This window comes from Deinococcus actinosclerus (assembly GCF_001507665.1).
GTDB lineage: Bacteria > Deinococcota > Deinococci > Deinococcales > Deinococcaceae > Deinococcus > Deinococcus actinosclerus.
In genome coordinates this window covers 1,440,018-1,452,038 of the sequence record NZ_CP013910.1, presented here as the reverse complement: position 1 = coordinate 1,452,038, position 12,021 = coordinate 1,440,018, and the positions used below count along the sequence as shown (strand labels likewise).

At 72.6% G+C, this 12,021-nt stretch carries 11 protein-coding genes and 2 riboswitches; of the genes, 7 read left to right on the top strand and 4 right to left on the bottom strand.

Annotation, left to right across the window (positions count from 1 at the left end):
* Window positions 1–4: 4 nt before the first annotated feature.
* Window positions 5–2,731: a YhgE/Pip domain-containing protein gene (locus AUC44_RS07050; RefSeq protein ID WP_062158005.1), complete on the bottom strand. Its 2,727-nt coding sequence runs from the start codon at window positions 2,729–2,731 to the stop codon at window positions 5–7.
* 151 nt (window positions 2,732–2,882) lie between these two features.
* Here AUC44_RS07050 and AUC44_RS07045 point away from each other — a divergent pair, with 151 nt between their 5' ends.
* The 5 genes from AUC44_RS07045 (at window position 2,883) to AUC44_RS07030 (ending at window position 6,381) form a co-directional block, all read left to right on the top strand.
* Window positions 2,883–3,344, top strand: coding sequence for a TetR/AcrR family transcriptional regulator (locus AUC44_RS07045; protein ID WP_062158004.1), 462 nt, complete (start codon window positions 2,883–2,885; stop codon window positions 3,342–3,344).
* A complete protein-coding gene (locus AUC44_RS16465) occupies window positions 3,320–3,478 on the top strand; it encodes a hypothetical protein (RefSeq protein WP_157445212.1) in 159 nt (52 codons plus the stop codon). Before AUC44_RS07045 ends, AUC44_RS16465 begins: the two co-directional genes overlap by 25 nt.
* A 248-nt stretch (window positions 3,479–3,726) precedes the next feature.
* Window positions 3,727–4,554, top strand: a complete 828-nt coding sequence (locus AUC44_RS07040) for an SDR family oxidoreductase (RefSeq protein WP_062158003.1) — start codon at window positions 3,727–3,729, stop codon at window positions 4,552–4,554.
* Between the two features lie 73 nt (window positions 4,555–4,627).
* On the top strand, window positions 4,628–5,515 hold the full coding sequence (locus AUC44_RS07035; protein ID WP_417926367.1) for an NAD(P)-dependent oxidoreductase: 888 nt from the start codon (window positions 4,628–4,630) through the stop codon (window positions 5,513–5,515).
* The gene (locus AUC44_RS07030) at window positions 5,512–6,381 is read left to right on the top strand and encodes a DegV family protein (RefSeq protein WP_062158001.1); all 870 of its coding nucleotides are present in this window, start codon (window positions 5,512–5,514) and stop codon (window positions 6,379–6,381) included. Before AUC44_RS07035 ends, AUC44_RS07030 begins: the two co-directional genes overlap by 4 nt.
* A 114-nt stretch (window positions 6,382–6,495) precedes the next feature.
* Here AUC44_RS07030 and AUC44_RS07025 read toward each other — a convergent pair whose 3' ends face one another.
* Entirely contained in the window at window positions 6,496–6,978 is a 483-nt protein-coding gene (locus tag AUC44_RS07025; RefSeq protein WP_062158000.1) for a hypothetical protein, read from the bottom strand.
* Window positions 6,978–8,252 carry a glycosyltransferase family 2 protein gene (locus tag AUC44_RS07020; protein ID WP_062157999.1) on the bottom strand — a complete coding sequence of 425 codons (1,275 nt, stop codon included), beginning with the start codon at window positions 8,250–8,252 and terminating at the stop codon, window positions 6,978–6,980. Before AUC44_RS07020 ends, AUC44_RS07025 begins: the two co-directional genes overlap by 1 nt.
* Window positions 8,253–8,259: 7 nt before the next feature.
* A riboswitch (cyclic di-GMP riboswitch) is annotated at window positions 8,260–8,346 on the bottom strand.
* A gap of 252 nt (window positions 8,347–8,598) precedes the next feature.
* On the opposite strand from AUC44_RS07020, the gene AUC44_RS07015 reads away from it, so the two are divergent.
* Window positions 8,599–9,501, top strand: a complete 903-nt coding sequence (locus AUC44_RS07015; RefSeq protein WP_062157998.1) for a glycoside hydrolase family 26 protein — start codon at window positions 8,599–8,601, stop codon at window positions 9,499–9,501.
* A gap of 129 nt (window positions 9,502–9,630) precedes the next feature.
* A riboswitch (cyclic di-GMP riboswitch) is annotated at window positions 9,631–9,705 on the top strand.
* A gap of 12 nt (window positions 9,706–9,717) precedes the next feature.
* Complete coding sequence (locus AUC44_RS07010; protein WP_062157997.1) at window positions 9,718–10,488, top strand: glycoside hydrolase family 16 protein; 771 nt, start codon at window positions 9,718–9,720, stop codon at window positions 10,486–10,488.
* A 10-nt stretch (window positions 10,489–10,498) separates the two neighbouring features.
* Here the strand turns inward: AUC44_RS07010 and nagZ are convergent, their stop codons facing one another.
* Complete coding sequence (gene nagZ / locus AUC44_RS07005) at window positions 10,499–11,977, bottom strand: beta-N-acetylhexosaminidase (RefSeq protein ID WP_335338694.1); 1,479 nt, start codon at window positions 11,975–11,977, stop codon at window positions 10,499–10,501.
* Window positions 11,978–12,021: the final 44 nt, after the last annotated feature.

The window sequence follows — 12,021 nt, the reverse complement described above, 5'->3', positions numbered from 1 at the left end:
CAGTTCAGCCGACGTCGGTGATGATCGGGGAGCGGAAGTTGGTGTCCTCGGTGTACACCCAGCGGCGGCGGCTGAGCAGCGCCACGATCAGGCTGACGAGCGCCACGGCACCCATGCGGCCCATGAACGTCCAGTACTGGCCCTCGAACGCGCCGAACATGGCGTGCCGCAGCGCGTTGATGACGTCGGTGACGGGAATGAAGGTGTGGAGTGCCTGGAAGAACGGCGAGCTGAGTTCCACGGGGTAGCTGCCGCCGCTCGCGGCGAGCTGCACGATGAGCAGCACGAGCGCCAGGATGCGTCCGGCCGGCCCGATCAGGAGGTTCAGGGCCAGGATCACGAGCAGGAAGGTCACGCTGCCCGCGACGGTGGTCAGGAGGACCTGGGCGGGGTTGCCGAACTGCACGCCCATCAGGCGCACGCCGATCACGACGATCAGTGCCTGCCCCAGCACGATCAGCAGCGGCTGCGTGAGTTTGCGGGCCACGCGGGCGGCCTGGCGGGTCTGGCGGCCACTCTCGGGGAGCAGCAGGTACGGGAAGATGAAGGTGGTCATGGTGGCGCCCACCCACAGGGCCAGCGCGATGAAGTACGGCGCGAAGGCGTTGCCGTTGTTGGGGACGTCCGCGAAGTTGGTGGTGCGCACCTGCACGCTCTCGGCGAGGCCGGTGGGGTCGCCGCCCAGCTGCTCGATGCTGGCGGGGACCTTGTCGTGCAGTTCGTTCAGGCCGTCGGTGAGTTGCTGCGCGCCGTCCAGCAGGTCCCCCGCGCCGTTTTTCAGGGTGCGGGTGCCGTCCTCGAGGCGGGCGGCGCCGTCCGCGAGCTGACGGGCGCTGCTGGCGAGGGTCTTGCCGCCACTGTTGAGACTGTTCAGGTCCTTCTGCGCGGGGAGTTTCGTGGTGATCTGGCCCAGCGCGCCCTTGATCTTCTCGTTGCCGTCGGCGAGTGTGTTCACGCCGGCCTGGAGATCCTTCGCGCCGCCGGCGAGGCTCTGGGCGCCCTGCGCGGCCTTGCGGGTGTTGTCCGCCAGCGTCCTGGCGCCACTCTGGAGACTCTGCGCGCCGGTCTGCACCTGCTTGCTGCCCTGCGCGAGCTGCTGCGCGCCGGTCACGGCCTTCTGCGCCCCGGCCTGGGCGCTGGCAGCGCCCTGCGCGAGTTTCTGCGCGCCGCTCTGCACCTGCGCGGCGCCGTCCTGAAGGCTCCTGCTGCCGCTGGTCAGGCCCGCCTGTAACTTGTCGGCACCCGCCTGCAATTGGTTCGCGCCGGTCTGGAGGTCACCCAGGCCGGTCACGAGGCCCGGCAGCTGCGTGGCGAGGGCCTGGGCGCCGCTGCTGGCGGTCTGCGCGGCCGCCTGCGCCTGACCCAGTCCGCCTGCGAGCTGCGTGGCGCCGGTCTGGAGGCTGGCCGCGCCGGGGGCAGCGGGCGTGCCCTTCACGGCGGTGCTCAGCTGCCCGGCGCCCCCGGCGAGGGTCTGCGCCCCGGTCTGGAGCTGGCCGAGGCTGCTGCCCAGTTTCGGCAGTCCGGCGGCGAGCTGTCCGGCGCCGTCGGCGGCCTTCTGCGCCCCCACGCGGGCCTGCCCGAGGCCGCCGCTGAGTTTCTGGGCGCCCGCCTGGAGCTGCGCGGCGCCGTCCACGGCGGGTTTCAGGCCACTGGCGACGCCAGTGCGCAGCTGCGCGGCGCCGCCGCTGAGCTGCTGGGCTCCCTTGTTCAGGTCGCCGAGACCGCCCGCCAGCTGCGGGAGTTGCGTGGCGAGCTGGGCGTTGCCGCCCGCGACCTGGGTGGCCCCGGCGCCCAGTTTCGCGGCGCCGGCGGCGAGCTGGTCGCCCCCGGCGGCGAGTTTGTTCAGGCCGCCCCTCAGACTGGTCGCGCCGGCGGTCAATTTCGCGGCGCCGTCGCGCAGGGGTTGCAGCTGCTGCTTGCCTGGGGCGGCCTGTTCCAGCTGGCGCAGGCCGCTGCTCAGCTGGCTGACGCCGCCGGTCAGGCGGGTGACGCCGCCGCTGAGGGTCCCGGCGCCGCCGGCGAGCTTGTCCGCGCCGCCGGCGAGTGTGCCCGCACCGGTCTGGAGGTCGCCCGCGCCGGTGTTCAGCTTGCGGGTGCCGTCGGTGAGGCGCTGGGCGCCGTCGGCGAGCTTTCGGGTGGCGTCGCGGATGTCCGCAAAACCGTCCTGCACGTCTTTCAGGCTGGTCTGCACGACGTCCCAGCGGTTCTCACCGAGCTTGGCGTTCAGGTTGGTGGCGATGGTGCCCGCCACGCGGTCGGCGACGGTGCTGGCGTAGTAGTTCAGGCCCGGCGCGCGGTACAGCTGAAGCAGTCCGTGCTGGGCGCTGCTGCCTGCCACGGCCTTCTGGCTGAAGTCGGCGGGGATGGTCAGGGCGAAGTACACCTCGCCGTCGCGGACGGCCTGCTGGGCGGCGGCCACGCTGGGGTAGGTGCGGAAGTCCACCGGGGGGTCGTCCCGCAGTTCCTTGACGAGGTCGCGGCCCACGTTGACCGTCTCGCCGCGTGAGACGGTGCCCCGGTCGAGGTTCACGAGCGCGGCGGGCAGCTGGTCGAGGTTGCCGGCGGGGTCCCAGACGCTCATGAGGTACACGCCGACGTAGGTGATGGGAATGAAGAGGAAGGCCAGCGCGGCGGCCCACATGATGGGGTAGCGCCACAGGCCGCGTTCGGCGGGCGTCAGGGCGCGGTAGCTCTCGCGCAGGCTGGGGCGGGGGGGGCGGGGTTGGGTCATGGGTACCTCTGGGACAGGTGGACTGGGGCGGCGCGCTGAGCGCCTGGCCTCGCGGCGCACGGCTCAGCGTGCGGTGGTCATGCCCACAGCATCCGCCTTTGCCGACACTCTGTCAAGTGACAATCTGTCAGCAATTTGCTAGACTGGCGCCATGAGTGTCCCCGCCTCCCCCACGCCCCGGCGCCGCCTGCCCTCCGCCGACCGGAGGCAGCAGATTCTCGACGGCAGCGAACTGCTCTTCACCCGCCAGGGGTTCGAGGCGATCAGCATGGGCGACATCGCCGCGCACCTGAACATCTCGCGGCCCACCGTGTACGCCTACTTCACCTCGACCGCCGACATCCTGGGCGAACTGCTCGACCTGCGCCTGGGCGAGTTCGAGGAGCGGCTCGCGCCGCTGCTGCGCGACCTGCACGCCCAGCCGCGCCCGTTCGCCACCATCCTCTCGCAGCTCATCCAGGAGCGGCCCCTGCTGACCCTGCTCCAGAGCGGCAGCGGCCCGGCCTTCACCGAGCGGCGGCTGGCCGTCTTCCACGACCTCGAACGGCGCCTGCACCAGCACGTGACCCCCCGGCGGGGCGCACGCGCGTGCCGTACCTGCTCACCTGCCTGACCCTGCTGCTCCAGGCGACCGCCACCCACGCGATCACCGCGAACCTGACCGGGGCGCAGACCGCCACGCTGGCCGAGACCCTGGACCGCTTCGTGCAGGCCGGACTGCAGGGCACCGCCGAGTGGCCTTCATGAACTCCGAGCGTGAAGGCCGGCTTCAGGCCGATGTGACACTCCTGTGACCCCGCGCGGCATACACTATGGTCACCAGCGCACAAGTGAATACGCGGGCCGAGTGAAGTCCGCAGCGCGAGAGGCCGGACTCCCAGAGCGAGGCCTCTCTTTCCTGGCCTGCCCCGCCTGAGTCCCGGCGCGCGCCGGTGACGGCTCCACTGTCGTCCGGCACGCCGTTCCCGGCCGCCCCGTGCCTCTATCCTGGGCGCATGACGAACAGCATGCACGGCCGCCGCGTCCTGATCACCGGGGCGACCGGTGGAATCGGCCTGATCACCGCCCGCGAACTCGTGACGCGCGGCGCGCACGTGACCATCGTGGGCCGCAACCCGGACAAGACCGCGCAGGTCGCCCGTGAGATCGGCGCGCAGGCCACGCTGCTGGCCGACCTGAGCGAACTGGCGCAGGTGCGGCGGGCCGCGCAGGAGTTCACGGCGCGCGGCGAGGGGCTGGACGTCCTGATCAACAACGCCGGGGCGTTCTTCACGACCCGGCAGGAGACCCGCGAGGGCATCGAGCAGACCTGGGCGCTCAACCACCTCTCGCCGTTCCTGCTGACCCGCGACCTGCTGCCCCTGCTGCGCGCCGGGCACGCCCCCCGGGTCGTGACGGTCGCGTCCGCCGCGCACATGATGGGCCGCGTGCGTCTGGACGACCCGGAGTTCCGCCGGGGCTACGGCGGGTGGGCGGCGTACTCGCAGAGCAAGCTGGCGAACATCCTGTTCGCGCGGGAACTCGCGCGGCGCGAACAGGGCATCCAGAGCAACAGCCTGCACCCGGGCATGGTCGCCACGGGCTTCGCGCACAACAACGGCGGGTGGGTCAGCCGCGCCTACCGCCTCGTGGACCGCTTCGCGATCACGCCCGAGCAGGGCGCGCAGACGACCATCCACCTCGCCGCCGATCCGGTCAAGGTGTCGGGGCGGTACTTCAGCGAGTCCCGCGAGACCACGCCCGCCCCGCAGGCGCAGGATGACGGCACGGCCCTGCGCCTGTGGGCGCTGAGCGAGGCGACGGTGAACGCGCACCTCTCGTGACCGGCGGCCCGGCCTGTTTTTGCACCGGGTCCAGTTTTCGCGGTGCGTCTCCCGGTTCCCTCTACGCTGAACGGTGATGACCACTCTTGCCTTCCTGGGCCTGGGCGCCATGGGTGACCCGATGGCCGCGCACCTCGCCCCCCACGCCCGCGCGCACGGACACCGCGTCCTGGTCTGGAACCGCACGGCGGCCAAGGCCGAGGCGCACGCCCGCGCGCACGGCACGCAAGCCGCCACGCTGGAAGAGGTGGCGGCGGCCGACGTGATCTTCACCTGCCTGCCCACCAGCGCCGAGGTGGACGAGGTCATGGGCCGGATGCGCCCCCACCTGCGCTCCGGCGCGACCTGGGTGGACTGCACCAGCGGGCACCCGGACGCCGCCACGCGGCAGGCCGCCGAGCTGGCCGCGCGCGGCGTCACCTTCCTGGACGCCCCGGTCAGCGGCGGCACGGTCGGCGCGCAGCAGGGCCGCCTGACCGTCATGGTGGGCGGCGACGCCGCCGCGCTGGAGACCGCGCGGCCCCACCTGGCCTTCGCGGGCAAGGTCGTGCACGTGGGCGGCACTGGCGCAGGCTTCGCGGTGAAGGCCGTGAACAACGCCCTGCTGGGCGTGACCCTCTGGGCCACCGGCGAGGGACTGGCCGTGCTGGGCCGCGCGGGCGTGAACCTGGGCGCGGCGCTGGACGTCATCAACGCCAGCAGTGGCCGCAGCAACGCCAGCGAGAACCTGATCCCGCAGCGCGTCCTGACCCGCGAGTTCCCCGCCACCTTCGCGCTGGGCCTGCTCGCCAAGGACGCCGGGATCGCCGTGGACCTCACGCAGAGCGTGCAGGGCAGCGCGCCGGTACTGGCGCAGGTGGCGGCCCTGCTGCGCGGCGCGCAGCGCGCCGTGGGCGCGCAGGAAGACCACACCGCCGCCCTGAAACTCATCGAGACCATGAACGGCACGGAGCTGCGGTGAGCGCCCCTACCTTCGGCGTCGTCACCGACGGCGGCCTGGACGTCTACCCCACCCTGCGCAACGACGTGCCGGTCGCGCCCTTCGCCGTGAACTTCGGCAGCACCTCCTACCGCATGACCGACATCACGCGTGAGGAGCTGTACCGGCAGCTCCAGACGAACCCCACCCACCCCACGAGCGCCCAGCCTACCCCGCAGGACTGGATGAGCGCCATGCAGACCCCGGGCACGGCCGAGGTGCTGGCGGTCACGACCAGCGCGGGCCTGAGCGGCAGCCACAACTCCGCCGATCAGGCGCGGCAGCTGCTGGCCGGGCCGGGAGCACCGCGCGTGACGCTGCACGACAGCGGTACCCTCAGCGCCGCGATGGCCTTCCAGGTGCACGCCGCTGTCACGGCAGCCGAGCGCGGCCTGAGTACCGAGCAGGCCCGCGAGTGGCTGCGCGCCGTCCACGCCGAGACCGAACTGTACTTCACGATCGAGACGCTGGAATACCTGCGCCGGGGCGGCCGGATCGGGCGCGTGCAGGCGGCGGTCGGCGGCCTGCTGAACCTCAAACCGGTCGTGATGGTGGACAAGGCGGCCGGGACGTACACGAACGCCGCGCGCGCCCGCTCGTACAAGGGCGCGATCCAGGCGCTGACCGAGCAGGTCACCCGCCGTTTCGGTGAAGGCACGCCGCTGCGGGTGGGCCTGCTGTTCGGCGATCATCCCGAGGACGCCGACGCGGCCCTCTCTCAGCTCGCGGCGCGTCACCCGATCGTGTGGGCCGACCGGACCGGTGTGAACCCGGTCCTGAGTGTCCACGTCGGCCCGCGCGCCCTGGGTGTGGCCGCCGCGCCGGGCGCGTGGCCCTGGGAGCGCTGAAGCTCACCCGGACGTGAATGGGTCGGCCTGAGGGGAGGCTCAGCGCCGGCCTCGCGCGGGCCACCGGTGCCGGGCCCCGTCGCCCGGGCCGGACCACCTGGGGCCGACAGGCGCTCAGGGCGGACAGAGGCGCAGCGCGAACACCGTGGGGCGAAGCTCCGGCCCACGCGGAGCCGCCGCGTCCTGTCCGGGTGCCTGGGCCCCACTCCAGACGGTGAGCTGAGCCTCCACACACGGCGCCTCGCCGGTGGCCCTGGTGGTCGGGGTGACGAGTTCAGCCGGCTGCCCGGCGCGCAGCGGGGCGAGCTGACGCGGGTTGCTGCGGGTCAGTTCCTGGCCGTCCCCGTCCACGAGGCGCAGGGTGCCGTTGGCCACGGCGGGCCCGGTCAGGGTCCCCGTCAGGCTGGCGCGGGCCTGCAGGACGTCCCCCTGCCGGACGAGCTGCACGGTGGCGTGGACCTCTCCCGCCGCCTGCCCGGCGAGGGTGCGGGCCGCCTGCGTGACGGTACGCTGGGCGAGGACCTCCGGCGCGGGCGCAGCGGGCACGGCGGACGCGAGCACGCCGCCGCCCAGCAGGGCCCACAGCGCGCGGCGCATCAGTCACCCGCCTGGGGCGCGCGGCCGGACTGCCGCTGGGCGCCGGGGCGGGGGGCGCCGGGCAGGTGCAGGCCCACGCGGGGCAGCTTGTTCCACTGCACGTTGCGGCGGCGCAGGAAGGTCACGCAGGTCATCACCAGGACCAGCGACACGAAGGGCCGCAGGAACAGGCGCTGCGTGGGCGTGATCAGCAGGGGCCGCAGGGACTGCCGCCCGAGGAGCAGCGCGGCGGCGGCCACGGCCACCTCCGTCCCGAGGTTCAGCAGCAGGGGCCGCAGCGCGTCAGCGGCGTGGTGCGTCAGGAGCGCGAGGGCTGCCACGTCGAACAGCGGGCCCGCGCCGCCCAGGGTCAGGCCGTAGAGGAGCACGTAAGGCAGGGTCAGCCAGCCCAGGCGGCCGCCCTGGCGGCTCAGGAGCAGGTGGCGGTACTTGCCCATCACCTGGAAGCTGCCGTACATCCAGCGCAGACGCTGGCGCCACAGGTTGCGCAGGTCGACCGGGGGTTCCGTGAAGCTCAGGGCGGCCGGCTCGAAGCGCACGTCGTACCCGGCGGCGGCGATGGCGACGGTCAGATCCATGTCCTCGGTGATGGTGTCGTGGCTGTAGCGCAGGCGCCGGATCAGCTCGCTGCGGAACGCCCCGGCGGCGCCCGGCACGACACTCACGGCGCCCAGCATGTCCTGGGCGCGCTTTTCCATCTGCTGCCCGACGCTGTATTCGAGGTTCTGCATCTGCGTGAGGGACGTGACCGGACCCGCGACGCGCACGTCGCCGGCCACGGCGCCCACCTGCGGGTCGTGGAAGTGCCGGGCCAGCGCCGCCAGGGTGCCGGGGGCCAGGGCCGAGTCGGCGTCCACGCTGACCGCCACCGGGTGGCGCAGGTGATCGGCCGCGAGGTTCAGGGCGCTGACCTTCCCGCCGTTGGGTTGACGCAGCACGAGCACGCGGGGGTCCTGCGCGGCGAATTCGGCGGCGATCTGGGCGGTGCGGTCGGTCGAGCCGTCGTCCACCACGATGACCTGCACCTCCAGGCCGCGCTGCCCCAGCACGGAGCGCAGGGTGTCGGCGATGCCGACCTCCTCGTTGTAGGCGGCGATCATGACACTGGCCCCGGGCACCGGGAGGCGGTCGAGGCGCCGGGCGCGGCGGCGCTGGGTGCGGGCGTGCGCCAGTGCCAGGGTGACGGTGAGGACGGCCTTGACGAGGAGCAGGCTGACGACGATGAGCAGCACCCACCCGAGCAGGGTGGACGGCAGGAAGACTGGATTGGACATGGTGAGGCCTCCGTCGGGGCGGTCTCACCACTGGCTCCTCCCGTTCCGTAAGGTGACCGGATCAAAAACGGGAATCGGCGCCTCCCGGCATGCAGGGGCGTAGGATGGAGTCATCCGGGCGCGCCCTGTCCGTCACAGGCTAGGCGTCATACGCTGACGCACTGTGAACAACTGCTCTATCGCGCAGTCGTTTAACGTTTAGCTGTTCTACAGGGAAGGGGGGCCGGACCGGGGGCACCGCAGCGCGCCGGCCGGAACGCTGCCATCATCCAGCCAGCATGTCGACTCCCCAGTGCCCGTCCACCCCTGTCCCCCCCGGTCCGGCGCCCCGGCGAGTGCGCCGCCCATGAGACGCCTGCTGCTGACCGTCCTCCTGGGCAGTCTCTGGAGCGGCTCCCACGCCAGCGCGGCCAGCTGCGGGATCTTCGGGCTCACCGTGGACAGCCCCGCCGTGTTGCAGGCCGTGGAACGCAAGGCGGGCTGCACCTTCCGGGCCATCCGCTGGTTTCAGGACTGGGACGCCCCCTACAACCGCGCCTACGCCCGCACCCTGACCGGCCTGAACCGCGAACTGGAGCTGTCCTGGCAGCCCCGGACGCGCACGTCGGCCGGCGTGCGCGGCGTGCCGTACCGGGAGATTGCCGCCGGGCGGCACGACGCGTACCTGCGGCAGTTCGCCCGCGATGTCCGCCGTGAAGGCGTGCCCCTGCGGATCACGTTCGCGCCCGAGATGAACGGCAACTGGGGCGCGTACCAGCTCTCCGCCCGCAACACCCCGGCCGATTTCGTGCGCGCCTGGCGGCGGATCGTGAACGTCTTCCGCGCCGAGGGGGCCCCGGTCCGCTGGGTCTGGACGCCCAACATCCTCTACCCCGGCATGCCCAGCTCGTACCGCGCGCTGTACCCGGGCGGCGAGTGGGTGCACGAGGTCGGCCTGGACGGCTACAACTGGGGCAGCACCAACCCCTGGAACCGCTGGCTGAGTTTCCGGGACACCTTCGCCCCGTCGTACCGTGAACTCAAGCGCGTGGCGGGCACCAAACCCGTGCAGCTGGGCGAACTGGCGAGCGTGGAGCAGGGGGGCAGCAAGGCCGCCTGGATCCGCGAGATGTGCGCCGCGCTGCCGGGCTTCGGGCAGATCCGCCGGGCCTTCTGGTTTCACCTCAAAGACGGCCGGGTGGACTGGCGCCTGACGACCAGCCAGGCGGCACTGGACGCGTTCCGCCGCTGCGTCCGCACGCGCCGCTGATCCGCCCCTGTTCCTTGGGCGGCGCACCCCAGGACAGGTGTGCAGACTGTCCTGTCCAGCCCGCAGCGGCATTCATGTAAGACGTTTGAAGGAGAATTCAGGAGAAACTCACAGTGCAGTCGAGCATCCCGATGCTCAGGGCAAACCCGCCGCAAGACGGGGACGCAAAGCCACGGAACCCCCTGGGTCCGCCGGGCCACCAGAGGGAGAACCACCATGATCACCGCACGAACCGTCTGCACCGCCCTGCTCGGCCTGAGCCTCGTCGCCTGCAGCGGGCTCTCCAGACCCGAGGCCACCGGCGTCACCCTGAACCCTGCCAGCGTCACCTGGAGCGAGACCTTCGACACGCTCGACGGCGCGCGCTGGATCAAGTCCAGCTGGGGTGGCTTCTGGCAGCAGCCCGGCCTGACCGGCACCTTCGACCCGGCCCTGGTCAGCGTAAGGGGCGGCCACCTGCTGCTCACCCTGAACGTGCAGACCTGCGCGGCCGGCCTGTGCGCCCGCGCCGCCGAGGTGAAGAGCGCCCAGACCTTCGGGTTCGGCCGCTACACCTACCGGTTCCGCGCGGCGAGCACCAGCGCCAGCCCCAGCAGGAGCGGCAAGGTGCTCAGCGGCAACGTCAGCGGGGCGTTCAGCTACGTGGACAACAGCGCCACCGAGATCGACCTGGAAATCGAGGGCAACCGCCCCAGGACCCTGAACGCCGCCGTGTGGAACACGCTGAGCAGCAAGGACGCCGGCGCGCTGCCGACCGGCGTGAATTTCGGGCAGACCTTCCAGACCCTGACCTACGAGTGGCGCCCCGACCGCATCACCTACTTCCTGAACGGCGTCAGGGTCTGGGAGACCACCAAGGACGTGCCGCAGCAGCCCGCGCACATCATGCTCAACGTGTGGCCCACGAACAGCGCCGGGTGGGGCGGCCTGGCCACGACGGGCACGGTGTACATGCTCGTGGACTCCGTCCAGTTCGAGGCGTTCTGACCCGTGCGGCCTACCCGGAGAAGGGCAGCGTGCCGGTCGCGCGTCGCTCCCCGCGCAGCCAGGTCAGCACTGCCCGGCGCGCCTCGGGCTGGAATCCGTAGGTGACCAGCGCGGGGGCGTCCACGTCCAGCGCGGCGTAGGGGTTGTACAGCGCGAGGTGCAGGTCGGGCCGGGCGCCGCGCAGCGCGGCGTGGCGGTGGCGCGAGGTGGTCGCCAGGATCACCGGCAGCCCCTGCGCGCGCAGCGACGCCCAGTCCAGCTCCGCCGGGTCCTCGAAGGCATGCAGCTGCACGTCGTACACGCCGCGCAGTTCGGCCGCGAGCGTCTGGGCGTCCACGCTGGCCTCGCTGACGTTCTCGCGCGGCACCCGCGCCTGCGCGACGAGCAGCACCCGCGAGCCGGGCGTGGGGGCCACCGGGCTGCGGTACGCGCTCAGGCCGCGCGCCCAGGCGTCCGCCAGGAGCGCCGCGTCGTCCCTGGCGTTCAGCGCCGGGTCGGCCTGCGCCGGGTACCGCGCGGCCAGGGCCTCCAGACGGCGCACGCTGGCCTGCATCTGCCCGGCGTCCAGCGTGCCCCGGTCCAGCGCGGCCTGAATGGCGTCCAGGGTGGCGTCCTGCGCCTCGCGGCGGCCCAGCGCCATCACCAGATCGGTGCCCGCCTGGAGGGCCATGACGCCCGCCTCACCCCGGCCGTAATGGTCGTCGATGGCCTTCATGCCCATGGAGTCGGTGACGATCACGCCGTCGTACCCCCATTCCTCGCGCAGCAGCCCGGTCAGCACCGCGCGCGACAGCGTGGCGGGGCGGTCCGGGTCCAGCGCCGGGTAGATGATGTGCGCGGTCATCATGGCCGGCGTGCGCGGCAGGAGGGCCCGGAACGGCGCGAACTCCCCGGCGTCCAGCGCCACGCGCGGCTTGTCCACGCGCGGCAGGGCCAGGTGGCTGTCCAGGCTGGTGTCCCCGTGCCCGGGGAAGTGCTTCACGCAGGCCGCCACGCCCGCGCGGTCGTGCCCCGCCAGCGCCGCGCCGCCCATGCGGGTCACCACGCCCACGTCCGCGCCGTAGGCCCGCTCGCCGATCACGGGGTTGGCGGGGTTCACGTTCACGTCCAGCACGGGCGCGAAGTTCCAGTTGATCCCCACGCTGCGCAGCTGCCGCGCCAGGGCGGCATTCACCTCCTCGGTCAGCGCCTCGTCCCCCGCCGCGCCCTGGTTCATGGCGCTGGGCGCGAACGGCCAGAACAGCGGGCGCAGGATCGCGCCGCCCTCGTGATCGAGCGCGATCAGGGCGTGCTCGCCCATCACGGCGCGCAGGTCCGCGCAGAGCCGGCGCAGCTGCGCCTCGGATTCCACGTTCTTGCGGAACAGGCACACGCTGCGGATCCCGCGCCGCCGCAGGTGGGCGGCCGTGTCGTCGTCCAGGGTGGGGCCGGGGATGTCCACCATCACCAGCGCGCCGCTGGACTGGAGGCTATGCAGGGTTGGGCTCACGCCGTCCAGGGTACGCCAGCGCGACCGGCGGCGCCGCCGGAGGT